A 26,264-nucleotide genomic window follows, 5' to 3' on the forward strand; every position below is an offset into this window, starting at 1 on the left:
ATCATGCCAGTCCCGGGACGCCGCTAACCCGTCACCGCCAAGGCGGCGGCCAGCGTCAGCGCCACCGCCATCAGCGCCAGTTCGGTGTCGGAGCGGCGGGTGGACACCTCGGCGCTGCTCCGGTGACCCCGCGCCGAGGGCAGCCACCGCGACCTGTTCTGCCAGGCCAGCGCCATCAAAGCGGCGGTCACCACCAGCTTGCCCAGCAGCAGCCGGCCATAACCGGTGCCGATCAGCGCACCCGGCGAGCCCAGTAGCAGCGCCCCGCTGATCACACCCCCGACCAGCAACACCAGCACTGCCCACAGCGACAGCACCGAGAAGCGCGGCAGCACCCGGGCCCACTGCCCGCGATGGCCGATCAGCAGCACGAGAGCCGCCAACACGCCGCACCACAATGCGGCCGCCAGCGCGTGCAGCGTGACCGCGACGCCGCCGAGCGCACTCTCGGACAGATGCCCGGTCAGGGTCCGCGCCGCCGTTCCGATCGCGGCCGCCCCGGCGATCACGGATACGTGCGGGGTGCGCGCCGCGATGCTCAACCCGACGACCAGCGCAGCTGCCGCCACACAGATCAGATCGGCACGGCCCGCCGCCGTTGCCACGACGAATTCCCCGGTGGTGCGCACGTCCAGATCGGTCACCGCCACCGCGGCGGTGGCCGCTGCCGTCGTCAGCAGACGGACCAGCTCGGCCGCCAGCCACACCCAGCCGGCGACCACGAGCACGGCGGCGCTGCGACGGGCCAGCTCGGCCCGGTGCCGCGAATCCTCCAGCAGCGGCACCACCGCGAGACCCAGCACCACGACGGCGGCGCCGTCGGCGGCGATGCGGGCAAGCATGGCCGCCGTCGCATGGTCGGGACGGGCGAGCGCCCAGGCCAGCACGGTGCTCAGCGTGACGACGAGGGCTCCGAGGCACGCCCGCCGGGTCCGCGTCACGTGCGGCGTCGGCTCCACCACACGCCGGCACCGACGAGCAGCACCGCGCCGACCGCGAACGGCCAGATCGGCAGCCCGTCGTCGGTCGAGGTGGCCGGTGCCGCGGCAGGTTCCGGTTCCGGAGCGGCCGGGGCCCCCGGGACCTGGGCGGGGGTTTGGGCGACGGTGAGATCGAAGGACCACGAACCGTTGATGACGTGGCCATCGGCAGAGGTGACGCGGTAATTCGCGGTATAGGTGCCGGCCGGTCCGAGCGGACGAAGACCGACCGTGGCGACCGGGCCGTCGACCCGCACGTCACCGGCGGACCACAGGTTGCCGTCCGGGCCGACCACCGTCATCGCCGCGAACGCGGGCTGCAGATCCTCGCTGAACGTGGCGCTGACCTCGGCCGGAGCTGTGGGCAGGGAGCTGTCGGCCGCCGGGTTGGACGAGATCAGGGCCGCATGCGCAGACGCCGGCCCCGCACCCGCCAGCGCGAGTGCCGTCAACATCAGCGTCAGCAGCCCGGCCAGGACTCGTGTCGTGATGGTCATCTCAGCCCAGGCCGAGGCGCGCCAGTACATCGGCGTCGATGCCGTCGAGCTGGTCGCTGATGGCCGCGTGCGCGGCGCGCCGCCGCGCGGATGGCATGTTCTCGGCGGCCGCGACCGCGGCGGACAGATCGGTCAGCCGATCGTTGATGGCGGTCACGAATTGCTTGGTCTCGACGTCCTTCGGGTTCTTCTCGGCGACCCGCCGGGTGGCCTGCTCGGCGCCGTTGATGCGGGCGGACAGCACCGCACCGTGTCCGGAGAATTGGCCGAGTTGGGCCAGCGGCACACCGAGCTGATCCGCGCGGCGCTGGTCGAGCAGTCCGCGAGCCGCGATCGCGCCGCGGTAGGCCACCGGCACCAGCACCGGTGCCAGCAGCCGGGCCACCGTCAGTGACCGGCGGATCCGCAACGGAGAGAGCAGTTTGCCCTCCTGGACGGCCTTGAGCTGGGTCTGCGCCACTTTCAGGGCCGCGCGGTCGGAATCACGCTGCGCCTTGAGCTGTGCGTTGAGGGCGTGCGCCTGGGCCTTGCGGTCGGCCTTGATACGCCGAGCGTCGTTCTTGGCGGCGAGCTTGGCCTCGAGTTTCGCCTTGGTTTTGGTAGCGCGTTTGATCGCCCGGGCCTCGGCTCGACGAGCCGACCGGCTCTTGCGTCGCGTGAACAGGGCCATCGGCATTGCCTCCCGGTGATCTCATCCGCATCGCCGTGAACACGGCACCACGATGCGCCCAACACTATCGCCCCACCGCGCGTACCACCGGCGGTGCCCTCACCGGGATGTCTGTTACATCCGGCAGCAAACAGTTTTCCGACGGTGTGCGACAATTGCCGAAACGAGTTACCGGAGCGCTGCAAGACGCCGTGAGGGGTGGTGACGACGTGGTTTCGCGCATGCGAGTCGCCGCGGCTGCCTGTCTCGTCTCGTCTGGGTTGATCGCCTGGGCCACCTCCGGTGCGGTGGCGGTCGCCGAGCCCGAAGGCAGCGGCGACGGATCCGGAGCCGGCGCAGCACGTCCGACCACGGGCGAATCGTCCGGTAGGCCCGGCCGCAGCGCGCCGACCGCGTCCCGGACGGTCACCGGGCCCCGGTCGGCCATCTCGGGTCCACACTCCCCGGCGCGGACCCCGTGGCCCGTCGAAGTGGCCGGGACCCAGTTTGACAGCAAACTTTCGCAGCGCGAACCGGAGGCCGTCGAAGCCCCGCCGGAGGATGTCGCGAGCGAACCGGTGGCCGATCCCGCCGGCATCGAGGAGACCGGCGAGGACATCGTCGACGAGCCCGGCGAGGACGGGGCGGGGGACGGGGAGGAACCCGACGACGAGTGCGGCGGGTGGTGGCCCTTCCCGCCGGATCTCGGCTTGCCGGCGTCTGCCGACGGGGGTGGATACGACGGTGGCACTCTGGCCGTGGCGCTGCCGCCGGGTCCGCCTGCCGGGCTCGACACGGCACCTCTGCCCGAGTTGTTACCGGAAAATCCGGTGGTCCCGGTGGTGCCGGACGCCCTGGACCCGCCGGCCGCGCTCGTCGCGGCGCCGGTCGTGGCGCTTCCGGCCATCGTGCTGCCTCCGGTCGTTCCCGGTATCGGTGAGGGCGGGACGGGCGCCCACTCCCGTGGTTCGGCGGGTTCCGACGGCGACCGCGAACCCCCTGTCACACCCGGCGCGCCGGCGGAGCGCCCGGCCCGGTCCGGTGACGCCGACGTCGCCGTACCGGCGTCCTACCGCGCCGGTTACCGCGAATATCTGCGTACCGCCGATATTCGTCAGGTCGCCGCGGTCGCGGTCCCGGGAGCAACCGCGATCATGCTGCTCACCGGTGCGGGCGGGGTCATCGGCTACCGGCAGGCTCGGGCCGGGCACGCGATCCGGGCCGGTGCCGCGGGGCGCTTCTCGAGTTGACCGGATTCCGCCGTCCAGGAAGGACCATCGCGGGATAGTTGAGATCGGACGAAGATGGGGCAATCGGACATGAAGGAAAAGGAGTGACGTCATGCCAGCCAGTCGCCGCGTGACGCGCGCAGTCAGCGCCGTGCTCGACCTCGCTCCGCGCCGGGGCGAGGTGTCGCTGCCTCGGCTCGTCGAGGCGGTCGCCGAAGATCAAGGCCGACCCATCCAGATCAAGATGGCGGATCTGCCGTCCGGTGTGTGCGGACAGTGGCGCCAGTACTCCGACCATGATGTGTTCCTGATCCAGAAGGGGCTGCCGGCCTGGGACCGGACCCTGGCCCATGAACTCGGTCACCTGGTGCTCGGGCACGCCGGCACCCCGGTGGTGGAGGCGGCCCGCGAACGCATGGAATTGGCCGGGTCGGATCTCATCGGCTACATGCTCAACCAGCGGACCGGGTGCATGGGTCCCGCCGGCGAGGAGGCCGAGCAGGAGGCCGAGGATTTCGCGGCCCTGTTGATCTACCGTCTCGGCCGTCTGCCGTCCGATCGGTCCTCGATCGTTCAGGTGCGGCTCGGGGAGGCGTTTGGTTGATCATCTGGGTGATCGCCGGTCTGCTCGGGCTGGCGACCGGCTTGCGAATCGGGTGGGCGCTTGTCAACAAGCAATCCCTGGTGAGTACCGCGATGATCCTCGCGCTGGGCAGTCTGGGGATCGTCGCAGCGCTGAACTGGCAGCCACTGACCCTGCTGATCGATACCGCGCTGGGGTGGCCGAACGTGGCGGTCGCGCTCAGCCAGGTCGCTCTGATCGGTTGTGCGGCAGGCAGTTGCGTGATGATCACGACGGTGGCGTCGGACCGTAAACCGGCCGTCATCCGCCGTCTCGCGATCGGCCAGTACACGGTCGCGTTCGTCATCGCGGTGGCCACGCTGGTGGCATTCTTCCGGGCCGAGAAGGAACCGGAGATGGCGCCGGAGGAGTACATGCGGCGCAACCTGGCGCCGGGTGGCTCCTCGGCCTGGCTGCTGCCGCTGCTCTACGTGTTGTTGGCGCTGACGCTGGTCGCCTGGGCCGGGGTGCGCCATTCCAACCGCACCCGCCGCGGCCGAGCGCTGTTCGTCTTCAGTGTCGGCATGGTGCTGATGGTGCTGGCGAGCGCCTTCTTCCTGTTGCGGGCGGTGGGCAACACCGATGTGCTCGGCGTGGGGGCGGCGGCGACCCTGCTGGGCTGCGCGATGCTGGTGGTGGCGGGCGGCTCGCTGCTGCCCAGCATCGAGGACTGGTTCGGCGCGCGCCGGGAACTGCGGACCATCCAGCCGCTACTGGCCGAACTGCACACCCGCCATCCCGACGTCGGTATCGGAGTGCGTCCGCGCGGGCCGCTGCTGTTCCGGGTCGCCGAGCAGATGTCACTGATCTCGGATTCGCTGTACCTGGAGGCCATCGCGGCCGAACGGGTCCGGATGCGCACCGCGGACAAGACGGGACATCGGGACGATGACGAGGACGAGGTTCTCAACATCGCCGACATCGCCGATCTCGATTCGCCGCCGGTTCCCGCCGACGAGCAGGCCCGGGGCATCGCCGGGTGGATCTTCGCGGGCCGCGACTCCGCCGCGCATGCCGAGTTCCCCGGGCTGAACTGGTTGCGCCAGCCGACGACGTTCTCGGACCGGGAGTGGATTCTGGCCATCGCCGAACAGTTCCGCGATATGGCGGCGGACGTGCCGGTCGGCTCGGCGCAGACCGGCACGTCCCGCACCCGGTCCTGAAAGCAAAACGGTGCCGGCGCGCTGACGCGCGACGACACCGTGTGGGCGATGATCCCGCTGGGGATCAGCCGTCGAGGTTCTCCCGGCGACGGAGTTCGTCGACCTTCTGAGCCAGGTCCTGCTGAGACTCCGGGGACAGGCCGACGGTCCGGGCGGCGATGCGACGCACACCCTCGTCCCGCATGTTGGCCAGCCAGGTCAACTCCTTGTCCAGCTTCTCGTAGTACTCGTCGTCGGTGAAGTACGCCGGCTTGATACGGAAGAAGTTGGCGAGCGCAGTCATCGTCGTGGCCGACGGATTGGTGCGGTTGCCGGAGCGCAGCTGGGACAGGTACGGAGCCGACATGGTGACGCCTTCGGCCTTCAGCGCGCCGATCACCTCGGCAGATGTGTGCGGGCCGCGTCCAGGAGGGTAAACCGTGTCGAAGAGGCGGTTCAGTCGGGCGGCGAACGTCTTGCTCATCTAACTTTCCTCCACATGGCCTACGAGCTGTCTGCAATAGGTTCGTATTTGCTGATCATCGTAGCGATTGTTAGCGCCACAACCAAGTGCAAACCACTGAAAACTAACAGTACCCCTCCTGTGGGGACAGTGCAGGGTCCTGTAGCAGCACGTCAACCTCACAATCCCGCAGGAAGGGCGGTCGCTGGCGAATGCAAAACTGACGGGTGTGCTGTTTTGCCCAGATCGGCAGATCTTGACACATTGTCACAGCAACCCCATAGCTGATCGGTGGGTGCGTGGCGTTGCACAGCAAATGCCCGCGTGACCTTTGCTGATGATGCCGGCGAAGCCGGGGACGGCTGGATCTGGTGCCGCCGCAGCGCGTATAACACGAACCCTGAACTCGGCACATGCCGAACGTACAAATAGGTATGGAATGTTGCCGGGCCGTTTGCTGAAACGATGCCGTCGGCGGCTCAGGCGGCGAGCAGCATCGCCAGGATGGCGGTGTCCGGGTGGCTGATCGGATCCACGCCGACCCGGCTCACCATGGAGGTGATGGTGCCGTCGGCCTCGGCCTCCACCCAGGCGGCCCGGTGCTCCAGGCCGAGATGCGGAATTCCGGGCAGCAGGACGCACCCGGAGGCCGCCCCGGCGCATTCGGGCAGAGATGGGGTGGTCTCCGACGGCGGATGCAACATGAGCAGCGCGGGTGGCTGATGCTCGGCGAAGAATCCGGGCGGGACGGCGGCCTCACCGACCACCGGGCCTTCGGCCAGGACCAGGCCCACGGTGCCGGGCTCGGGTTGGTCGGGCAGCTCCTCGCGCACCCCGAAGACGGTCGTGGTGTCCAGCAGGCCGGGCAGCGATGCGACCCGCACGGCGACCATGAGCAGCTGCGCCCACTCCTTGGTGGAATCCGGCCAGCGGCCCGACACCACGAACCCCTTCAGGGTCCCGTGCGAATGAAACGGGGCGATCTCCACCGCCCTGCCGGATCCGGTGTCCATCTGGGCCTCCGAACAGTGTTTGTCGATCGTTCTCCGACACTGCTGTGGGTCGTGATGCACAGGATGCTCCAGGGGCGGGTTAGCACGCAAGAGGACGGGAGTGCCAGAAGTTGCAGGCCAGGCGTGCAAAAGGGCCCCGCGCGCCGAAGCGCGCGGGGCCCCTTGCGGAAAGCTGTGGAACTCAGCCGAAGATGAGCCCGCCGGTGTTCGCCGTGGCCTTGGCGTACCGGTCCTGCACGTCGGCCCAGTTGACGACGTTCCAGAACGCCTTCACGTAATCGGCCTTGACGTTCTTGTACTGCAGGTAGAAGGCGTGCTCCCACATGTCGACCTGGAGCAGCGGGATGATGCCGAGCGGCACGTTGGCCTGCTGGTCGTACAGCTGGAAGGTGAGCAGGCGCTGGCCCAGGCTGTCGTAGCCCAGCACCGCCCAGCCCGAGCCCTGCAGACCGTTCGCCGCAGCGGTGAACTGCGCGCGGAACTTGTCGAACGAGCCGAACTGGTCGTCGATGGCAGCGGCCAGTTCGCCCTCGGGCTTGTCACCACCGTTGGGGGACAGGTTCTTCCACCAGATGCTGTGGTTGACGTGTCCGCCGAGGTGGAAGGCGAGGTTCTTCTCGTTCAGGAAGATCGCCGACTGGTCGTCGTTGGCACGGGCCTCTTCCAGCTTGGCCAGGGCGTCGTTGAGCCCCTTCACATAGGTCGCGTGGTGCTTGCTGTGATGGATCTCGTTGATCTGCCCGGAAATGTGCGGCTCCAGCGCGCCATAGTCGTAATCGAGTTCCGGCAGTGTGTATTCAGCCACTGGGTTCCTTCCTAGTCATGGATTCCCTGGTCACGGGTCGCGGAGTTCGGCGTCGCGCATGTCGACAACAAGCTCGACGTCAACCTTGGTCCATCCCCGCGCGCATCGCAAGGACCGGGGTGCCCCGGTGGGAACCGGCGGAAAACCGGGAAGGGATCAGAGCAGGACGATGGCGGCGAGGACGCCGAGCAGCACAAGTGCGATCACAGTGCCGCGGATGAGCGCGACGACCTGGTTGTTGGTGTACGGGTGCGAGGGCTGCCAGCCCGACGTTCCCGCTGAACCCGACCCGAGCGGGTGTGCTGCCATCACAAGCTCCTGACCTGCACGATCAAGCGATCCCCCAAGTGAGATCTGTCACACGGATTGTTGTGACGCCGATCATAAACCCTGTTCCGCCGGTAGCGAAATCGGCCGTCTCGGCCCGGCGCCACAGGGTATTGCGGCAATGGAATCTAGCCGATCCGAACTGCCGATCCCAGCCCGGTCGGGTACTGACGCCGAGGCTGTTTTGCTCGTCCCGCCTCCGGAGCTGTTGATCACGGTCGTCGCCGCGCCCGAGTTATCCACAGGCGCTGGACAGAAGTCCAGGAAAACACCCGGCGTGTGCGTCCCGCAGCCTGTGGATGAACCTGTGGAAACTGTGGATAGCCCGGAATTGCTATGCCGCGCAGGTGGCTGTGACGCATGTGAATCCGGTGCAGTCCCCAGGTGTGCATGCCAGCATGGACCCATGACGCGATGGAACTTCCGGTGCCCGAGCCCGGACGGCAGACTGGTGAGCGATGTCTGACGACGATGTGGCCCAGATCGAGGTCGATCGATTGCCCCTGACCTTCGACGACTCGGTGGTCCTGCTCGACGTCCGTGAGCCCGACGAATGGCAGCGCGGGCACGTCGCAGGCGCGCAGCACATCCCGCTGGGTGACGTGCCCGCACGCATCGACGAGATCGACCGGGACGCGACCCTCTACGTCATCTGTCACGCCGGCGGGCGCTCGCAACGGGTCGCCCAGTACCTGGCGCGCAATGGCTTCGAACCGATCAACGTGGCCGGCGGCATGCTGTCCTGGGCGCAGGCCGGGCGACCGGTGAGCACCGACGACGGCCACGCGGGCACCGTCTGAGCACGCCGTAGGCTGGTCCGGTGATCCAGGTCTGTGCCCAGTGCGGGACGCGGTGGAATGTGCGCGACCGGCAGCGGGTGTGGTGTCCGCGCTGCCGCGGCACGCTGCTGGCGCCGAGCGCCCAGGACACGTCCTCTCGCCCGCCGGTGGGCGGGCAGCCGAGCCGGCCGCCGGCCGGCTACCGCTGGATCGCGGTGCGGCCGGGGGCGCCGCCACCGCCGCGGCGGCGCCGCGCGCCGTTGGGGCCCACCCCGCGATACACCGTCATTCCACGCTGGGGGCTCTACGAACAGTTCGGTGACCAGGGCGAGGACGGTCAGGCCGACGCGCAACGCAACGCCCCTACGGCGGCGGCCGTGCGCCGGACACTGCTCATCGCGATGATCGGGCTCGGGGCGGCCGCGCTGCTACACGTGATCCGGTATGCACTGCTGCTGATCAACCGGACCACGCTGCTCAACCCGATCGTGGCCGCGGTCGCCACCTGGCTGCCGGTGGCGTCCAGCGTGTTCGCGTTCTTCGCACTGGTCGCCGCCGCGCTGGTGCTGACGAACTGGCTGATCGGCCGGCGGGCAGCGGCGTACGCGCACCTGGGCAGTCCCGATCCCCGCTCACCCCGGGAACTGCTGGCCGGCTGCCTGATCCCGCTGGTGAATCTGGTGATGGCGCCGGTGTTCGTGATCGAGTTGGCCCGCGCCGAACAGCGGTCGGGACTGCGCATCGTGAGTTGGTGGATCACCTGGTTCGTCGGCTACCTGCTGTCGATCGCGTCGATCGCCACCACGATCCTGACGATCTTCTACCCCGGCGCGCAGCGCATCGCCGACAACACGGTGATCACCATCATGGCGTACCTCCTGGGCCTGGCGACCCTGCTGCTGGTCATGAAGGTGTTCGAGGGCTTCGAGCGCTCGCCGGTGCACCTGCCGGCGAAGCGGTGGGTGATCGTGTCGGCCGGACAGCCCGAGTCGCCGGAACCCGTCGCTGCGGTTGAGGCCGAGGACCGGAACCCGGCAGCATAGCCATATGAGTGCGGGGGGCGCGGGAACCAGCAGACCGGCCATGGCAGGCCACCCATTCGTGGTGGCGCACCGCGGTGCGTCGGCCCAGCGCCCCGAGCACACGGTCGCCGCCTACGAGCTGGCCCTGCAAGAGGGCGCCGACGCGGTGGAATGCGATGTGCGGCTGACCCGGGACGGGCATCTGGTGTGCGTGCACGATCGCCGGGTGGACCGGACGTCGGACGGGACCGGCCTGGTATCGGAGATGTCCCTCGCCGAGCTACGTGAGCTGGACTTCGGTTCCTGGCACAGCGGATGGCGGGACAGCGGTGCCGGTGGCGACACCGGGCTGTTGACGCTCGACGCGCTGCTGGGCTTGGTGCTGGACTCCAAGCGGCCGGTCAAGATCTTCATCGAGACCAAACATCCGGTGCGCTATGGCGCGCTGGTGGAGAGCAAGGTGCTCGCCCTGCTGCACCGGTACGGCATCGCGGCGCCGGCCTCGGCGGACCTGGCCCGGGCGGTGGTGATGTCCTTCTCGGCCGCCGCGGTCTGGCGGATTCGCCGCGCCGCGCCGATGCTGCCGACCGTGCTGCTGGGCGAGACCTCGCGGTTCCTCGGCGGAGGTGCCGCCACCACGGTCGGCGCGACCGCGGTGGGCCCGTCCATCGCCACCCTCCGGGAACATCCGGAGCTGGTGGATCGCGCGGCCGCGCAGGGCCGGGCGCTGTACTGCTGGACCGTCGACCACTACGAAGACGTCCGGTACTGCCGGGATGTGGGTGTGGCGTGGGTCGCCACGAATCATCCCGGCCGTACCAAGGACTGGCTGGAGAACGGGCTCACCGGAGCCGGGCGGGACTGATTACAGCGCGGGACTGATCACAGGTTGCCGCCGGCGGCCTTCGGCGCGACCGGATCGGTACCAGCGGCCGACATCTCGCGGGCGACGAAGTCCTCCAGGTGGAACAGGTTCGAGCCCGCGCGCTCGGCGATGCGCACCAGGGTGGTGATCGTCGCGACCTCTTCGACCTGCTCCTTGAGGAACCACTGCATGTACTGTTCGCCCAGGTAATCGCCCTCTTCGCGGGCGACGCTGGCCAGCCGGGTGACCTGTTCGGTGACGGTGCGCTCCTGCTCGAGGGCCAGCCGCAGGGCCTGCGCCGGGGTGTCGAACTGGTTCTGCACGGCGTCGATGCCCGGGATCTCGACGTCCAGGTCACGGTCGAGCAGGTACTGCACCAGCATCATGGCGTGATTGCGCTCCTCGACCGCCTGGGCGTAGAAATGCGCCGCCAGTCGGGGGAGATCGGATCCGTCGAAGTACACGGCGATGGCGACGTACTGCTGCGAGGCGGTGAATTCGCTACGAATTTGCTCGCGGAGCAGCGTGTTGAATTTGGTGTCGTGGGTGTTGGCGTCGCTCATGATCACCACAATAGGGCAGGTCAGACGGCGTGTCATCGAAGGTGACCCTTATTCAGGTTAGCCATTCCTAACCCGTGTGACGACGCTTACATTGCGTGGAAAAAGTTTGCTGGCTGCTTTCCTGGCCGCAATTCCGGCGTCAGGGTTGATCGGTGTTCAGCACGTCGGGCGGCACCGGCGCATCCTGGGCCAGCGCAGTGAACAACCGGCCGGCGGCTTCGCTGTCCCACACCACGATCGAGCCGACGTCACTGCTGGTGTACTCGGCGATCGGCACGGTGGTGGCGGTGGGCTCGTCCTTCAGGGCCCACGCCAACCGGGCCAGGTCCCAGATGTGCCCGCCCTGGTCGAGGGTCACCGCGCCGGTCGCGGCGTCCATCATCGGATACCAGCGCAGGGGATTGAGCAGCACCGATGGGCTGCTCGAGCGTTTGAGCAGGGCCGATATGAAGGCCCGCTGATTGGTCATCCGGTCCAGATCCGCGCGGGCGGTGGCCCGGGATCGGACGAAGCCGAGCGCGTTGCGGCCGTCGAGTTCGTGGCACCCGGCGGGCAGTTCGATCCCGGCGAGTGGATCGCTGATCGGCTCGACCGGGCACATCGTCACCCCGCCCACGGCATCGACGAGCGCGGCGAATCCCCCGAACCCGATCTCCGCATAGTGGTCGAGTCGCAACCCGGTCGCCTGCTCGACGGTCTGCACCAGCAGTGGTGCGCCACCGAACGCGTACGCGGCGTTGATCTTGTCCTCGCCGTAACCGGGAATCGACACGTAGGAGTCGCGGGGCAGCGACACCAGGGTCGGCCGGGTACCGGAGAAGGGCGCGCCGATGTGCAACAGCAGCAGCGTGTCGGTCCGGCCGTTGCCGGTGTCGCCACCGGTGGCCAGCGCGTCCTGCTCGCCGATCGACAGGCCCGCTCTGCTGTCGGATCCGACCAGCAGCCAGGTGGTGCCGCGTCCCGCCGGTGGCCGGTCCGGATAGTCGGCCAGGACCGCGGCGCGCGGCAGTTTCGTGTCCAGCCAGACCCCACCGGCGGCGCCGGCGCTCAACAGCACCAGCACGGCGGCCAACAACAGCGCGCCCCATCGGCGTGCACGGCGCGGTCGTTTGGTGGCCACCGCGGGCGGCGGGGCGGGCGGGCGCTGCCGAACTCGCGGGGGCGGCTGCCGGGGTGGCGGAGGTGGCGGGGCCGGGCGTGGTTGCCGTCGCTGCACGGGCGGGGGCGGCGGAGGCGGAGCCGGCCGGGGCGGGGGCTGCCGGGGTGTCGGCGGATTGGGCGGCCACACCGGGGGCGGGCGATGGCGGGGATCACGGCGGATCTGCGGTGACGGTTCCCGCCGGGGCATCCCGGGACGCTGCGGCGGGGTGTCGTTCACAACTGCGAATGTACTGCTCGGCGGGCCGTTCTCAGCTCAACCAGTCCAGCTCGCCGGCCGCCAGCGAGTAGCCGACGAACGCGACCGCGTCGATCAGGCCGTGCGCCACGATCAACGGCCACAGCCGGCCGGTCCGCAGCCACACGTAGCCGAACACCAGCCCCATCACCACATTTCCCAGGCCGGCGCTGTAGCCCTGGTAGAGGTGGTAGACGCCGCGCAGCACCGCCGAGATGAGCAGGGCCACCGCGGGACTGATGCGCAGCTGTCGCAGGCGGGTGAGCAGGAACGCGACGACGATGATCTCCTCGGCCCAGCCGTTGGCGAAGGCCACCAGCAGAAGTACCGGGATCCGCCACCAGGTGTCGTTGAGTTCCGCCGGTTCCACCGCAGCGCTCAACCCGAGCAGGCGCGCCGCCACGTAGAGGGCCAGCCCCGGGATGCCGATGAGAGCGGCCAGTCCCAGGCCGCCGGTCAGGTCCGGATGCCAGCGGAACCGGCCGAGGCCGACCTGGGCCGGCCCGGTCCCGGTGCGCCACAACAGGTACAGGCCCAGTGCCCCCCAGGCCATCAGCTGCACCACGGAGGCGAGGTTGAGTCCGAGGTCGATCAGGTCGAACGGGGAGCGACGTTCGTTGAGGGCCACCGTCTGCCCGGCCAGGCCGAGCAGCACCGCTTCGATGAGCCGCAGCAGCGCCACATAGGCACTCAGGCCGAAGGTGACCGCGAGGACGACGACGATCTCGATACGCAGCGCGCGCGGGGAGGGCAGCGCGTGGGCGGGGTCGGCGGCGGTCATCGCAGCCAGGCTAATGGGCGGGTCAGACTCGCCGTGCGCGTAACCCGTTGAGGAACGGGCAGCCCATCAGGACCCGGATGGCCTGACTCAGGCTGGTCACATCGTCGACCGGCTTGGCGAAGGGCAGCCGCACGTCGTGATCGCCGGACTCGTCCTCCACCCGCAATTGCACGCCGTAGCGGTCCAGTCCCAGCGGGCGGACCCGGCCGCCGCGCAGGTTCTGGGGCAGCCGGGTGGCCAGCCGCTCGACCACCTCGCGGTGCGCGGACTCGAGATGGCGCAGCCAGCAGGACTCCAGCCCGCAGAACGGGTCGGGCCGGGCTTCCAGCAGTGCGCCGATGCCCACGGACTCGGCACCGGTCGAATCGGCCACCACGACCGATTCGATCTCCAGCCGGGCCAGCGCATAGGGGGTGTCCCCCTTCGACGCGTCGGCATTGCCGTTGTTCACCTGCAGCAGAGACGGATTGGGGTTCTCGGTGGCGATCAGATCGAGCATTCCGGCGACCTCGGCGTCGGGCACCAGGAACATCCGGCCCTGGATCCAGACCAGCGAGCGCACCGGCTCCCGTAGCGGCAGCGGTGCGTAGTCGGTCATCTCCAGAACGGCCTGTACGCCCGCGGAACCGGCGGAGACCACCATGGCGGCCAGCATCCCGTCGGCCGGGACGGTGATGGCGAACGATCCGTCACCGAGCAGATGATGGACCGGCGTGGCGGCGGGTTCCAGACCCTCCACCGCCAGCATCGCGCCACCGGCGCGGGCGCACGCGCTGCGGATCCGCTCGGCCGTGGTCGGTGCCGTCGTAGTCATCTGCCCGCCTTCCAGTAAGTGAGGTAAGCCTTACTTAACTACAGCACCGGCGGGATGCGCAAGGTTTCCCCTACGTACCCCGGAGCCCGGTCGCGCAGCCACTAGGGTTGTGGGGTGCCCCGCATCGCCTACCTCGGACCCGAGGGAACCTTCACCGAGGCGGCATTGCTGCAGATGATCGACGGTGGCATGCTGCCGGCCGGGCCCGACCGCGACGTCACCCCGCTGCCCCGCGACAGTGCCGGCGCCGCCCTGGAAGCCATCCGGACCGGAGACGCCGACTATGCGTGCGTGCCGATCGAGAACTCGATCGACGGCTCGGTCATCCCCACCCTCGACGGTCTCGCCAGCGGCTCGGCCCTGCAGATCTATGCCGAGCACACCCTCGACGTGGCCTTCAGCATCGTCACCCGGCCGGGGACGCTCGCCGCCGGCATCGAGACGGTGGCCGCGTTCCCGGTCGCCGCGGCGCAGGTGCGCAAGTGGCTGGCTGCCGAACTGCCCGACGCCCGCCTGGTGCCGGCGTACTCGAACGCGGCCGCCGCCCAGGACGTGGCCGCCGGTGCCGCCGATGCCGGGGTCAGCACCCCGTTGGCCGCCCAGCGGTACGGACTGGCCGAACTGGCCGCCGACGTCGTCGACGAGGCCAATGCGCGCACCCGGTTCGTCCTGGTCGGCGCGCCGGGGACACCCCCGGCCCGGACCGGGGCCGACCGCACCTCGGTGGTGCTGCGACTGGACAACGAACCCGGCGCGCTGGTTGCCGCCATGACCGAGCTGTCGATCCGCGGCATCGACCTCACCCGCATCGAATCGCGTCCCACCCGGACGGAACTGGGGACCTACAAGTTCTTCCTCGACTGTGTGGGCCACATCGCCGATGAGGCGGTCGGGGAGGCGCTCAAGGCCCTACACCGGCGCTGCGCCGAGGTCCGCTACCTCGGTTCCTGGCCGACCGGTGCTGCCGTCGGCGCGCTGCCGCCGGAGTTCGACGAGGCGGCCCGCTGGCTGCAGGCGCGACGCACGGGAGGTTCGGCATGACGGGGCGGCTGGTGCTGGTTCGGCACGGACAGTCCTACGGCAACGTCGAGCGCCGGCTCGACACCCTGCCGCCCGGCGCGGCGCTGACCGATCTCGGCCATCGACAGGCCCGGACGTTCGCCCGGGACTGGACAGATCCCATCGCGATGGTGGCGCATTCGGTGGCCACCCGGGCCCGGGAGACGGCCGCCGGGATCGCCGGCCATCTCGACCTGGCGGCCCGCGAATTCGACGGCATCCACGAGGTGCAGGTGGGTGACCTGGAGAACCGAAACGACGACGAGGCCATCAAGACCTTCGAGTCGGTGTACCGCAGTTGGCATTTCGGCGACCTGGACGTGCCCGTACCGGGCGGGGAGACCGGACGCCAGGTACTGGACCGGGTGATCCCGGTGCTGACCGAGCTGCGCCGAAGCCACCTCGACGACGACCGGTTCCACGGGGACATCGTGCTGGTCAGCCACGGCGCAGCTATCCGGCTGGTGGCCTCGGTGCTGGCGGGTGTGGACAGTGCGTTCGCGCTGGACCATCACCTCAACAACACCGAATCGGTGGTGCTCGACCCGCTCGCCGACGGGCGGTGGAGCTGCCTGCGCTGGGGGCCGCTGACCCCGCCGTTCTATCCGCCGGCTCAGCCGGCCCGCACGGACACCATGACCGACGAGGAGACACTGGACACCGCCGGCCCGATGGGCTGATCCTCGGACGACTCCGCGCACCGGCAACCCACCGCGTAGCAGTCTATGAAGTAGTCGTGCACGGCTTCCGGTGTGCTGCAATCGGCTTCGGTGCACTCCGGGCGTTCCCCGACGTGCATGATCACCGTCCCATGGCAATGCTCGTGCTCGACATCGCATTCCCGACATGTCGCGCTCATGGGATCGATTCTGGCACCGCCCACCGACAGGTCGTGGCTCCCACGCCCGGACTGTCCCCCGTCGCTTCGCTCGCCGCTATCCCCACCCGAGTTCGTGCAGCCGTTCGTCGTCGATCCCGAAATGATGGGCGAGTTCGTGCACCACCGTGATGGCCACCTCGTCGACCACCTCTTCCTCGCTGTCGCAAATGTCCAGCAGTGCGCCCCGGTAGATGGTGATGGCATCGGGCAGCGCCCCGGCGTAGGACCAATCGCGTTCGGTCAGCGCGACGCCCTCGTAGAGCCCCAGCAGGTCCGGTTCCTCGGGGTGGCGGTCCTGCACCAGGAACACCACGTTGTCGGCTGCGGCGGCCAGCTCCCGCGGGATCAGATCCAGCGCGTCGGAGACGAGTTCGTCGAACCGCTGCGCACTCATCGATACGGGCACGCGACTACGGAAGCGGCGGCGGTGGCGGCGGTACGGGCTCGACCGGCGCAGGGCCGGGAGGCACCGCAGGATCGAGCGGCGGGGCGACACCCGGCGGCGGCGGGACACCCGGGGGCACACCCTCCATGGGCGCACCGGCCGGCGGCGGTGGTGGCGGCGGGGGCGGGCCGTTCAGGAAGGTATTGCCGCCGGTGGCCTCTTCAGCGGCGGGGGTGTCGGTCGCCGGAGTCTGGCCGGTCTGCCCGGGCAGATGCTCATCGGACGAGCTCTGCTGGCTGTCACTGCCGGCGCCGCCGCCACTGCTGCTACTGCCACCGCTGCTGCTGCTACTGGAGCCGCTGTCGGACTGGCCGTAGGTGATCTGCGACGAGGTGTCGACCGGCGGCAGCGGGATGGCCGGGATGTTCAGCCGCTCATCGGGGATGTCCGGTGGCGGCACCGGCGGGCGTCCGTTGATCATCAACGGCCCCTTGGCGCTGTTCAGCAGGGTCGACCAGCCGCCGTTGCCGAGGGTGGCGCCGATGCTGCAGGACACCTGGTGGCTGCCGGCGGACCAGCTGGGCAAGGCGATCGTGCTGTACACCAGCGTGAGCGTGGTGGTCCGCAGCTCCAGCGGAGCCAGGTAGGCGTCGGTGACCCGCGAGCAGTTCTCCTTGACGAAGGTGTCCTGCTCGCCCTCCGGGGGCAGGCCCTGCGGGAACCTCTCGGCGAGGTTGACCGAGCCGGTGACCTCCAGGGAGTGCGGCCCGGCGCAATCCACCGGGATATCGGTGGGCTGATTGGTGGCCGGGTCGATGCCCAGACAGGTGCCGGCCGGCCACACCTTGGACTGGTCGATGTCGGCGACCTTGCCCTGGAACGCCTGCTGCTGATTGTTGGCGCCCGGTAATTGCAGACCGCACAGCATCCGGCGTTCCCCGGCCTGGCGCCAGGTCTTCTCACCCGACCACAGCAGGCTGACACTGAACCGGCCGTTGGGGTCGTAGCGATCGCCGAGATAACGCTGCACCGCGCTCTGGCACTGTTCCTGGCTGATCTGCTGGATCCGGGCCGGCGACGGGGGCGCGGCGTCGGGACCGTACTCGGTGCCCGGGAACGTCCGCATGTCGATGGACTCGGCCACCTCGAACCGGTGCTCGGTGGTGCAGTCCACGATCTGCGCGGCGTCGGGGGTGCGCTCCGGCCAGTTCAGGCAGTCGCCGCTCTTGGCCTTGTCGAAGGTGCTGTTGGTACGCGCGCCCAGCGCGCTCGTCCCGGAGTTCAGCCCGGCCAGCCGGCCCCCGACCGCGGTGTCGGGCAGCACCGTGATGACACCGGCGATCAACAACCCGCCCAGCGCTGTCAGCAACAGCGCGCGGCGGGTGGGGCTCAGCGGGTGGCTCACGGAGAGCGCCCGGCGCCAACGAGATCCCGGTTTCTGTGCGTCATACAGAAACGGTTCGTGGCTATCTGGTGCGTCCGACATCGCCTCCCATTGTGACAGGCGTGTCACGATGTGTGACAAGTGATGCGCTTGTAACGTTATGCGGTTGTGGCCCGCGCAGGCTGTTTACCCGCAACGGAAGTAGGGTTACCGCCGTGATCGACCTCAGACTGCTGCGTGACGACCCCGATCTGGTGCGCGCCTCCCAACGTGCCCGCGGTGAGGACCCGGGCAGGGTGGACGCGCTGCTGGACGCCGACGCCGCCCGCCGATCGGCCATCTCGGTGGCCGACACCCTGCGGGCCGAGCAGAAGGCGGCCAGCAAGCTGGTCGGCAAGGCCACGCCGGAGGAACGCCCCAAGCTGCTGGCCCGCGCCAAGGAACTCGCCGACGAGGTCAAGGCGGCCGAAGTCGCCCAAGCCGAGGCCGAGGCCGCGTTCACCGCGGCGCACATGGCGGTCTCCAACGTCATCGTCGCCGGGGTGCCCGCCGGCGGCGAGCAGGACTTCACCCTGCTGGACACCGTCGGTGAACCCCGCACCATCGAGAATCCGCGCGACCACCTCGAACTGGGTGAGGCACTCGGCCTGATCGACATGGAACGCGGCGCCAAGGTGTCGGGCAGCCGCTTCTACTTCCTGACCGGCCGGGGCGCCCTGCTGCAACTCGGCCTGCTGCAGCTGGCGGTGCAGAAGGCCACCGCGAACGGGTTCACCCTGATGATCCCGCCGGTGCTGGTGCGCCCGGAAGTCATGGCGGGCACCGGCTTCCTCGGCGCGCACGCCGACGAGATCTACCACCTCGACGACGATGACCTGTACCTGGTGGGCACTTCGGAGGTGCCGCTGGCCGGATACCACAGCGACGAGATCCTCGATCTGTCCGGCGGCCCCAAGCGCTACGCGGGCTGGTCGTCCTGCTTCCGCCGGGAGGCCGGCAGCTATGGCAAGGACACCCGCGGCATCATCCGAGTGCACCAGTTCGACAAGGTCGAGGCCTTCGTCTACTGCAAGCCCGAGGATGCCGAGGACGAACATCAGCGCCTGCTCGGGTGGCAGCGCGAGATGCTGGCCGCCATCGAGGTGCCCTACCGGGTGATCGACGTCGCCGCCGGAGACCTGGGCTCCTCGGCGGCGCGCAAGTTCGACTGCGAGGCCTGGGTTCCCACCCAGGGCACCTACCGGGAGCTGACGTCGACCTCGAATTGCTCGACCTTCCAGGCCCGGCGGCTGTCCACCCGTTACCGCGACGAGAACGGTAAGCCGCAGATCGCGGCGACGCTGAACGGGACCCTGGCCACCACCCGCTGGCTGGTGGCCATCCTGGAGAACCATCAGCAGCCGGATGGCAGCGTGCGGGTCCCGGATGCCTTGGTGCCGTTCGTCGGTACCTCGGTGCTGGAGCCCGGTAACTGACCACCACGGCGGCGGGGGCGCATGTCGATGGACGCTGCGGTTCGGGTGACCGTGCTGGGGGCGGTGCAGGCATTCTCCGGAGCCGACCAGGTGGATCTGGGGTCCCGGCTGCAGCGCGCGTTGTTGGCCCGGTTGGTCGTCGAGCACGGTCACACGGTGTCGGTGGACCGGCTGATCGACGATCTGTGGCAGGGTGAGCCGCCGCCGAAGGCGTTGGCCGCGTTACAGGTCTACGTCTCGCATCTGCGCCGCGGACTGGAGCCGGGGCGCCATCGTGGCACACCGGCGCGCATCCTGGTCAGCGTTGCGCCCGGGTACTGCCTGAAGCTTCCGGTCGACGCCGTGGACGCGTGGCGTTTCGAGGCCAAAGTCGTTGCCGCCTACGATGACAACGATCCCAACCGGCGGCTGGCTCTGCTGGACGAGGCGTTGACCGAGTGGTCGGGTGAACCCTTCGCGGAATTCGGTGACACCATGTGGGCCACCCCGGAGGTGGCCCGGCTGACCGAACTGCGACTGGCTGCGGTGGAGTACCGCGCCGCCGCGCTCGTCGAACTCGGGCGGTACGGCACGGCGGTGGCGGCACTGGAACGGCACCTGCGCGGGTGCCCCGAGCGGGAGTCCGCCGCCGCGCTGTTGGCCACCGCCCTGTATCGGTCCGGCCGCCAATCCGATGCGCTGGATGTGTTGCGGCGCACCAGAGAACACCTTGCCGACGAGCTCGGACTGGAGCCCGGCCGGGCGCTGCGTGATCTGGAAAGCGACATCCTGCGTCACGCCGAACATCTGGAACCTGCTCGGGCGCAACCGGTTCCGCAACAGGCACCGCCGGAGGTGGCGACCGCCGCACCGGACCACGCGGCCTACGGTCGCGCCGGGGAACTCGCTGCCATCGAGGCCGCCGCGCACAGCGGCTCCGCCGCAGGCGCCACGGTGGTGTGGATCGGCGGTGAGGCGGGTTCGGGCAAGACCACCCTGGCCGCCGCGGCGTCGGATCGGTTGCGCGCGGCGGGCTGGCGAATCGTGGCGGGTCGCTGCCCGGAGGTCGACGGGGCCCCGGCCGGCTGGGCCTGGACCGAGGTGCTCCGTGAACTCATCGCATCCGACGAACTCGCCGCCGACGTGACCGACCGCCACGCCCTGGCCCCGTTGCTGCACGACGGCGGATCGACCGGACCGGGCACGTTCTGGCTGGGCCAGGCGGTCACCGACGTGCTGACCGCGGTGGCCCGCCGGGAACCGCTGGCCGTGATCCTCGACGATCTGCACCGCACCGACGGGCTCACCCTGGAACTGCTGCGGCTGGTCGCCGACCGCATCAGCGACTGCCGGGTCCTGGTCATCGGGACCTACCGCCCGTCCGAGGACCGCGGCGAACTGGAGGTGGCCCGGGCGGCCCTGACGGTGCGCACCGCGGCGCATCTGGAACTCGACGGGCTCGACAGTGCGGCCACCGCGGCGCTGGCCGCCGACTGCGGGCTCACCTCGGCCAGCGGGGAGGTGCTGCGGCTGCTGCGCGAACGCACCGGCGGCAACCCGCTGTTCGTCCGGGAGCTGGCCCGGCTTATCGCGGCGGAGGGGCCGGCCGCGGTGCGCGCGTCGGTGCCGGTCGGGGTGCGTGACGTGATGCGTCGGCGCCTCGCCCGGTTACCCGGCCAGACCGTCACGGCCCTGCGCCGGGCGGCCGTGCTGGGCCACGACATCGACGTCGACCTGTTGGCCGAATTGGCGCGCAGCGATCCCGACGAGCTGCTCGATGCACTGGAACCGGCCGTCCTGCTGGGGCTGCTCGACGAGCCAGAACCACGCCGGCTGCGGTTCGCCCACGGCCTGGTCCGCGACACGCTGTACGAGGACATCTCCAAGCTGCGCCGGTCGCGGTGGCACGGTGCGGTACTGGACCTGCTGCGCGCCCCGGGCCGGGTGGTCGACGCGGCCACCCTGGCCTATCACGCGGTCGCTGCGGCGACCGAGGAAACCGCCTCCGTCGCAGCCCTTTTCGCCACCGTCGCGGCTCGTGAGGCGGGCGCGGTCGGTGCCCACGCGGAGGCGGTCCGGCAGTGGCGTGCGGTGCTGCAGATGCTGGAACTGGCGGCCGGGGCGGACGCGCTGGACCGTGAGATCGAGGCGCGGTGCGGGCTGATCGCGGCACTCGCCCAATCGGGTGACGCGGTTGCGGCGCGGCTGGAGTGCAAGGGTGCCCTGGCGCTGCTGACCGGCACCCCGCGCGACGACCTGGTGGTGCGGGTACTCACCGCGTGGGACACCCCGCTGGTGTGGCGCGACCGCGAGTACGACGAGTCGGACAGCCAGATGATCGCGCTGCTGCGGCGGGTCCTGGCCGACGGGGCGGCGATCGGAATCACCACGGCCGACCGGATCCGGTTGCTCAAGGCGCTGTTCGTGGAGTTGGAGGGTGCCGATCCCGAGGGGGCGCTGGCGGCCAGCACCGAACTGCTGGAACTGGCCCGCCGGGCTCATGCCCAGCATCCGGAATCAACCGGGCGGCTGCTGTGCACCGCGCTGAACGTGCGGGCCTACTGCGCGCTGGGCCCCGACCTCGACTCCGAACGCGAAGCGCTGGCCGCGGAACTGCTACGCGTCGCGGAGGCCACCGAGCAGGCCGACTATCAGGCCGTCGGGCACTGGCTGTTGTCGTTGGCGGCCGGACAGCGCAGCGACCTGGCCACGGCCAAACGGCATGCCGATCTGGCGGTGGCCCGGGCCGGCACCGGCCAGTTGGTGCACCTGCTGGGCATGCTCGGACTGTTCAAGGCCCGGATGTATCTGCTGGCGGGCCGATTGGACGAAGCGGTGCACGCGTACACCGACCTGGCGGCGCGGATGGTGGAGAACGGCGCGGCCAACGGCGCCAAGCTGGCCATGGTCGGGCGGGTGACCGGCGAGTTCTGCCTGGGTGACCTGGGACAGCTGGCCGACGAGTTGGTGTACTTCTACCGGGAGGTGTCCGTCGCGGCGCTGGACGCCGCGGTGCTGGCGCTGATCGCCCGCGGGCGCGACGCCGAGGCCGAACAGCTGTGGTGCGACCGCCGCCCGATCGAACGGTCGTATTTCTGGGTGCCCTACACGGTGCTGCGGGTCAACGCCGCGGCGGCCCTGGGCGATGTCGAGGAGACCGCGGCGCGGGCCGCCGAGCTGCTCCCGTACTCGGGTCAGATCGCGGGCCTCGGGGTGGACGGGTTGATGCTCGGTCCGGTGGACGAAGCGCTCGCCGTGGCCGCCGACGCGCTCGGCCGGCCGGCCGAGGCGCGCGACTACCGGGCGGCCGCGACGGTGCTGCGCGAGCGGCTCGCCAATGACGCCCTGGCCTTCATCGACTGACGTAGGGTTGCAGCCATGATCGACATCGAGCTCGACGAACTCCGCTCCTGGTTCGGCTTCGGGGTGGCGGGAAACTTCGCAGGTCACCTCGAACAGGCCGGGGAGGCAGACGATTTCGTCAATGTCACCTCTCAGGGGTCGGCCCCCAAGGGCATCTTCCCCTGGTACGCCCCGGGCAACGACACCTTCCTCGGCGAGTTCCCGCTGTCCCAGGACGCGATCACCCTGCCGGCCAGCGACACCCCGCTGAACCTGCAGATCGAGCCCGAGGTCGGGCTGGCCTGCGAGGCGACGTGGCGGGGCGACACGGTGGTGTCGTTGCAGCCGTTCGCACTCGGCGCCTTCAACGACTGCTCGATCCGGCGTCCGGGCGCACCGAAGATCAGCTACAAGAAGAACTGGGGGCCGGCCTCCAAAGGTGTTGCGCGGCAGTTCTTCGACGCCCATGATCTCACCCCGGACGGTCCGACGGCCACCTTGCGGCTGGTCTGCTACCTGCACGGCGCCGACGGGCAACAGCACGAGTACGGCGTGGACAGCCCGTTGCTCGGTTACTCCTACTACGGTGAGGTCCTGCTGGACTGGATCACCGAGCGGCTGGACAACCAGAAGGGTTCACCCGACACCCCGCTGGAGGACGTCGGTGCGCTGATGGTCGCCGCCGGACATCCCGAACGGGTCCTGATCGGCATCGGCGCGACCCGGTACACCCCGCTTGGCGAGTCCACCTACCTGTCGCCTGGGGACGAGGCGGTGGTGCGGGTGTACGACACCGCCTCGGATGCGGTTTCCGAACTGCGGCAGACTGTTTCGGGATAGGCCGACCATGTCCGTGCCGACGGTGAGCGAGCTGTGGCGCTTCCCGGTCAAGTCGATGGGTGGCGGCCGGGTGGACCAGGTGCGTATCGATCGCCGCGGCGTGCACGCGGACCGGCTGTGGGCGGTCCGCGACATGAAGAAAGGTGTGACGGCCTCGGCCCGGCGGGTCCCGGTGCTGCTGGGGTGCTCGGCACGCTATCTCACCGAACCCGGCCCGGCGGCCGGCCCGGGCAACGTCCCGGCGGTGGTGGTGACTTTCCCGGACGGCCGCGAGCTGGCCAGTGACGATCCCGGGATCCACGTGGCGCTGTCGGAGCTGGTGGGCCGAGAGATGCGGTTGGTGGCGCTGCCTCCGGTGACCGACACCAGCCAGCACAGGATGTCGGTGTCCGAGGCGCTGGCGAACTACCGGGCCGCCCAGGTGCGCCAGGATTTCGGGCTGGGTGCGGCCGAGGATCTGCCGGATACGTCGGTGTTCTCCACCAGGGACATCATCACGCTGGCCCGGTTTTCGACGCCGCCGGGCACTTTCGTAGACCTCAGCCCGGTGCACCTGCTGAGCACCGCCAGCCTGCGCCAGCTGTCCGCCGACCGGGCGCCCTACGATGTGCGCAGGTTTCGCCCGAACGTGCTGGTCGATATCGTCGATGAGGATCAGGACTTCCCCGAGACGCTCTGGGTGGGAAGCGAATTGAGCATCGGCACGGTAGGGCTGAAGGTCGCCATCCCGACCATCCGTTGCGTCGTCCCGACCCGCGCGCAGCCCGGCGTCGAGCTGGACAAGGGCCTCACCCGGGTGCTGGCCGAGCGCACCGACCGTTTTCTGGGCGTCTACGCAGACGTGTCGGTCCCGGGTGTGCTCAGCGTCGGCGACCCGGTACAGGTTCGGGTGGGCAAGCCACCCAATGCTTTCCAGCGCGCCGCGACGGCGTTGGGTAAGTCCGCGATCCGGGGCGCGCAGTCGCTGCTGGAGGCGACGGTGCTGCGCCCGCGCTAGTCGGTGAGCAGCGCGTCCAGGACGCCCAGGAATTCCTTGACCCGAAGCGGGGTGAAGGCCGGGCTGGGACGGGTGCCGGGGACGTCGAGCACCACCAGCGTGGACTTGATCGGCCGCCACACATCGAGTGGCAGCCAGCGGCGTGGGTCATCCGATGGCCCCCAGATCCGGAACCGGTCGAAGCCCAGCCCCATGCTCTCCGCGCGATAACCCCGGATGGCTTGCAACGGAATGATCTTCGAGGTACCTGAGGGGAAGTGGTAACGGCGCAACGTCAGGGCCTGGCGATCCAACTGGATCAACCCGTCGTCGTAGGACACCGCCGTGGTCATGACGTTCGCGCGCTCCTGAGCTGGTGGCCCTTGGCGGTCAGGCAACGCCCGTTGTCCAGGTTCCACTGCCAGCCGTGCAGGTTGCAGGTCAGCGTGGAGCCCTCCACCACACCGAACTTGGACAGATCCGCCTTCAGGTGCGGGCAGCGACGCTGGATCTCCCAGCCGTCCAGCGTCGTCGAGGCGCTGTCGTCATGCGCCTCGGCAAACCAGCCGTCGGCGTAGGCGATCCGTTCGTCGGTGAGGCATTTGAAGAAGGTGTAGAGGTACTCGTTGTAGCCGCCCACCCGCCAGGCCTTGAACCGGGTGGACAGGAAGATGGTGTTCACCCAATCCGGCTCCCGGTCGCGTACCACGGTGCGCACCAACTCGGCCGGAATCTCGAAGCCGTAACGGAACTTCTCGTCCGGAACAGGTTCGCGCACAGCCCGTTTCGGAAAATCGACGACGACGGTCTCGACGCTGTCACCGGCCGGCAGCCGCAGCTCGACCGGGTAGCCGATGCCGTCGCAGATCTGGTCGGAGGCCAGCATGATCGGCTCGAACAGGGCGCGCAGGGACTCCAGCTGGGCATCGCCCTGCGCCGGGGCCCAGGCCGCCTTCTCGGCGGCCAGCACCGGCGCCTGCCGCTGCGCGTACGCCTCGATGTAATCGGCCTTGCCGGTGGTGAAGATGGTCTCCGGATCCTCGACCGGGTGGGTCAGCGAGTTGAGCTGCGAGCCGGTGAAATCCGCGGTGGACCCGGGGATCATCAACAGGCCGCCGTCGTGGCCGTGCCGGCGCATCTGGTCGAGGAAGACGATCTGGTCGGGGAAGATGTTCGCCGGGTCACCCTGGTCGTCGTTGAGACCCCGCAGCTCGGGGTCCAGGAAGCAGGGCGGACCGGCCGAGGGCACCACCCAAGTGGCACCGACCTGGGCGATGTACTGGCGACAGCGATCCATCTGGCGCTGGCGCTTCTGGGTGCCGAACGCCTCCTTGGCCCGCGCCGGCATGTCGTAGACCATCGGGTACCAGATGGCCCCGGAGTACTGCAGCATGTGCACGTCGATGTGACCGAACTGGGTGTCCAGGGCCTCAAGATCCACGGGCCGGGCATCGTTCATGTTGAAGGCGGTGGTGACGCCGTCGGAGACCACCAGCCCGGAGTCCCCGATGGGCCCGTCGGCAGGGGCGCGCAGCGCGATGATCATCACGTCCAGGTCGCCCTTGGGGCCCGAGACCCGATGCTTCACCGAATCGGTGGTCTCCACGAAGGTGTGGAAGCCCAGCGATTCCAGCTCACGGCGCAGGTCCGGCACCGGATAGTCGGGCAGCAACACGACCGCGTCCTTGTTGACGTGAGCGCTCAGCAGGGCCGGGTCGAAGTGATCCTTGTGCAGGTGGCTGACGTAGAGGTAGTCCACCTCGCCGAGCGCGGCCCAGTCCAGTGCGCTGTTGTCCGGGAAGGGGAACCAGGACGCGAAGTAGGCCGGATTGACCCACGGGTCGCACAGGATGCTGCCGGCTTCCGTATCGATCCGGAAACCGGCGTGTCCGACGCTTGTGACCTGCACGAATAACCTTCCTGAGGGGGTGTTGTCCGGGTACGAGTCTATCCGCTGCGGGCGCTGTGTTCCGTCGAGGCGGGCCGGTGGAACTAGG

Annotated in this window: 27 protein-coding genes; 12 read left to right on the top strand and 15 right to left on the bottom strand. The window is 69.4% G+C overall.

Annotated features, from left to right (window positions below):
* Positions 1-23: 23 nt before the first annotated feature.
* From V4U86_RS00840 to V4U86_RS00850, 3 genes are read right to left on the bottom strand one after another with little or no spacing between them, the layout of a single operon-like run.
* The gene (locus tag V4U86_RS00840; protein WP_395309427.1) at positions 24-941 is read right to left on the bottom strand and encodes a CopD family protein; all 918 of its coding nucleotides are present in this window, start codon (positions 939-941) and stop codon (positions 24-26) included.
* Positions 938-1,477 carry a copper resistance CopC family protein gene (locus tag V4U86_RS00845; RefSeq protein WP_395309428.1) on the bottom strand — a complete coding sequence of 180 codons (540 nt, stop codon included), beginning with the start codon at positions 1,475-1,477 and terminating at the stop codon, positions 938-940. Before V4U86_RS00845 ends, V4U86_RS00840 begins: the two co-directional genes overlap by 4 nt.
* Position 1,478: 1 nt before the next feature.
* Complete coding sequence (locus tag V4U86_RS00850) at positions 1,479-2,147, bottom strand: DUF6474 family protein (protein ID WP_395309429.1); 669 nt, start codon at positions 2,145-2,147, stop codon at positions 1,479-1,481.
* Between the two features lie 221 nt (positions 2,148-2,368).
* Here V4U86_RS00850 and V4U86_RS00855 point away from each other — a divergent pair, with 221 nt between their 5' ends.
* From V4U86_RS00855 to V4U86_RS00865, 3 genes are all read left to right on the top strand, one after another.
* Positions 2,369-3,376, top strand: coding sequence for a hypothetical protein (locus V4U86_RS00855; protein WP_395309430.1), 1,008 nt, complete (start codon positions 2,369-2,371; stop codon positions 3,374-3,376).
* Between the two features lie 91 nt (positions 3,377-3,467).
* On the top strand, positions 3,468-3,959 hold the full coding sequence (locus V4U86_RS00860) for an ImmA/IrrE family metallo-endopeptidase (RefSeq protein WP_073857343.1): 492 nt from the start codon (positions 3,468-3,470) through the stop codon (positions 3,957-3,959).
* Positions 3,956-5,140: a hypothetical protein gene (locus V4U86_RS00865; RefSeq protein ID WP_395309431.1), complete on the top strand. Its 1,185-nt coding sequence runs from the start codon at positions 3,956-3,958 to the stop codon at positions 5,138-5,140. Before V4U86_RS00860 ends, V4U86_RS00865 begins: the two co-directional genes overlap by 4 nt.
* Positions 5,141-5,204: 64 nt before the next feature.
* On the opposite strand, the gene V4U86_RS00870 is transcribed toward V4U86_RS00865, so the two are convergent.
* The 4 genes from V4U86_RS00870 to V4U86_RS00885 all read right to left on the bottom strand — a co-directional run bounded on the left by V4U86_RS00870 (position 5,205) and on the right by V4U86_RS00885 (position 7,709).
* Positions 5,205-5,603, bottom strand: a complete 399-nt coding sequence (locus V4U86_RS00870) for a helix-turn-helix transcriptional regulator (protein WP_030137603.1) — start codon at positions 5,601-5,603, stop codon at positions 5,205-5,207.
* A gap of 458 nt (positions 5,604-6,061) precedes the next feature.
* Entirely contained in the window at positions 6,062-6,595 is a 534-nt protein-coding gene (locus V4U86_RS00875; protein ID WP_395309432.1) for a peptidase, read from the bottom strand.
* 181 nt (positions 6,596-6,776) lie between these two features.
* Complete coding sequence (locus tag V4U86_RS00880) at positions 6,777-7,400, bottom strand: superoxide dismutase (protein ID WP_073857340.1); 624 nt, start codon at positions 7,398-7,400, stop codon at positions 6,777-6,779.
* Positions 7,401-7,556: 156 nt separating this feature from the next.
* Positions 7,557-7,709, bottom strand: a complete 153-nt coding sequence (locus V4U86_RS00885) for a hypothetical protein (RefSeq protein ID WP_097934192.1) — start codon at positions 7,707-7,709, stop codon at positions 7,557-7,559.
* A 476-nt stretch (positions 7,710-8,185) separates the two neighbouring features.
* Here V4U86_RS00885 and V4U86_RS00890 point away from each other — a divergent pair, with 476 nt between their 5' ends.
* The 3 genes from V4U86_RS00890 to V4U86_RS00900 are packed head-to-tail and all read left to right on the top strand — an operon-like array spanning position 8,186 to position 10,393.
* Positions 8,186-8,527: a rhodanese-like domain-containing protein gene (locus tag V4U86_RS00890; protein WP_395309433.1), complete on the top strand. Its 342-nt coding sequence runs from the start codon at positions 8,186-8,188 to the stop codon at positions 8,525-8,527.
* A 20-nt stretch (positions 8,528-8,547) separates the two neighbouring features.
* Positions 8,548-9,549, top strand: coding sequence for a DUF4328 domain-containing protein (locus V4U86_RS00895; protein WP_395309434.1), 1,002 nt, complete (start codon positions 8,548-8,550; stop codon positions 9,547-9,549).
* 40 nt (positions 9,550-9,589) lie between these two features.
* Positions 9,590-10,393, top strand: a complete 804-nt coding sequence (locus V4U86_RS00900; RefSeq protein ID WP_395309435.1) for a glycerophosphodiester phosphodiesterase — start codon at positions 9,590-9,592, stop codon at positions 10,391-10,393.
* A 17-nt stretch (positions 10,394-10,410) separates the two neighbouring features.
* Here the strand turns inward: V4U86_RS00900 and V4U86_RS00905 are convergent, their stop codons facing one another.
* From V4U86_RS00905 to V4U86_RS00920, 4 genes are all read right to left on the bottom strand, one after another.
* Positions 10,411-10,956, bottom strand: a complete 546-nt coding sequence (locus V4U86_RS00905) for a ferritin (protein ID WP_395309436.1) — start codon at positions 10,954-10,956, stop codon at positions 10,411-10,413.
* Between the two features lie 139 nt (positions 10,957-11,095).
* The gene (locus V4U86_RS00910; RefSeq protein ID WP_395312274.1) at positions 11,096-12,304 is read right to left on the bottom strand and encodes an LCP family protein; all 1,209 of its coding nucleotides are present in this window, start codon (positions 12,302-12,304) and stop codon (positions 11,096-11,098) included.
* A 61-nt stretch (positions 12,305-12,365) separates the two neighbouring features.
* Positions 12,366-13,133 (bottom strand): CPBP family intramembrane glutamic endopeptidase, encoded by a 768-nt coding sequence (locus tag V4U86_RS00915; protein ID WP_395309437.1) that lies wholly within the window; start codon positions 13,131-13,133, stop codon positions 12,366-12,368.
* A 22-nt stretch (positions 13,134-13,155) separates the two neighbouring features.
* Entirely contained in the window at positions 13,156-13,947 is a 792-nt protein-coding gene (locus V4U86_RS00920; RefSeq protein ID WP_395309438.1) for a DUF2470 domain-containing protein, read from the bottom strand.
* A 114-nt stretch (positions 13,948-14,061) separates the two neighbouring features.
* Between V4U86_RS00920 and pheA the strand changes: the two genes are divergently transcribed.
* On the top strand, positions 14,062-14,988 hold the full coding sequence (gene pheA, locus V4U86_RS00925) for a prephenate dehydratase (protein ID WP_395309439.1): 927 nt from the start codon (positions 14,062-14,064) through the stop codon (positions 14,986-14,988).
* Positions 14,985-15,686: a histidine phosphatase family protein gene (locus V4U86_RS00930; RefSeq protein ID WP_395309440.1), complete on the top strand. Its 702-nt coding sequence runs from the start codon at positions 14,985-14,987 to the stop codon at positions 15,684-15,686. The genes pheA and V4U86_RS00930 overlap by 4 nt, the downstream gene beginning before the upstream one ends.
* 255 nt (positions 15,687-15,941) lie before the next feature.
* Here the strand turns inward: V4U86_RS00930 and V4U86_RS00935 are convergent, their stop codons facing one another.
* Complete coding sequence (locus V4U86_RS00935) at positions 15,942-16,280, bottom strand: metallopeptidase family protein (RefSeq protein WP_395312275.1); 339 nt, start codon at positions 16,278-16,280, stop codon at positions 15,942-15,944.
* A 16-nt stretch (positions 16,281-16,296) separates the two neighbouring features.
* On the bottom strand, positions 16,297-17,757 hold the full coding sequence (locus V4U86_RS00940) for a septum formation family protein (RefSeq protein WP_395309441.1): 1,461 nt from the start codon (positions 17,755-17,757) through the stop codon (positions 16,297-16,299).
* Between the two features lie 113 nt (positions 17,758-17,870).
* On the opposite strand from V4U86_RS00940, the gene serS reads away from it, so the two are divergent.
* The 4 genes from serS to V4U86_RS00960 are packed head-to-tail and all read left to right on the top strand — an operon-like array spanning position 17,871 to position 24,288.
* Positions 17,871-19,130: a serine--tRNA ligase gene (gene serS / locus V4U86_RS00945; protein ID WP_395309442.1), complete on the top strand. Its 1,260-nt coding sequence runs from the start codon at positions 17,871-17,873 to the stop codon at positions 19,128-19,130.
* A 27-nt stretch (positions 19,131-19,157) separates the two neighbouring features.
* Positions 19,158-22,472: a BTAD domain-containing putative transcriptional regulator gene (locus V4U86_RS00950; RefSeq protein WP_395309443.1), complete on the top strand. Its 3,315-nt coding sequence runs from the start codon at positions 19,158-19,160 to the stop codon at positions 22,470-22,472.
* Between the two features lie 15 nt (positions 22,473-22,487).
* Entirely contained in the window at positions 22,488-23,291 is an 804-nt protein-coding gene (locus V4U86_RS00955; protein WP_395309444.1) for a DUF5718 family protein, read from the top strand.
* Between the two features lie 7 nt (positions 23,292-23,298).
* Positions 23,299-24,288, top strand: a complete 990-nt coding sequence (locus V4U86_RS00960; protein WP_395309445.1) for an MOSC domain-containing protein — start codon at positions 23,299-23,301, stop codon at positions 24,286-24,288.
* Here V4U86_RS00960 and V4U86_RS00965 read toward each other — a convergent pair.
* Positions 24,285-24,620, bottom strand: a complete 336-nt coding sequence (locus V4U86_RS00965) for a hypothetical protein (RefSeq protein WP_395309446.1) — start codon at positions 24,618-24,620, stop codon at positions 24,285-24,287. The two genes, V4U86_RS00960 and V4U86_RS00965, sit on opposite strands and share 4 nt — an antisense overlap.
* On the bottom strand, positions 24,617-26,176 hold the full coding sequence (locus V4U86_RS00970) for a Rieske 2Fe-2S domain-containing protein (RefSeq protein ID WP_395309447.1): 1,560 nt from the start codon (positions 26,174-26,176) through the stop codon (positions 24,617-24,619). Before V4U86_RS00970 ends, V4U86_RS00965 begins: the two co-directional genes overlap by 4 nt.
* Positions 26,177-26,264 lie beyond the last annotated feature (88 nt).

Origin of the sequence: Mycobacterium sp. AMU20-3851 (assembly GCF_043974665.1) — a bacterium.
Classification (GTDB): Bacteria; Actinomycetota; Actinomycetes; order Mycobacteriales; family Mycobacteriaceae; genus Mycobacterium.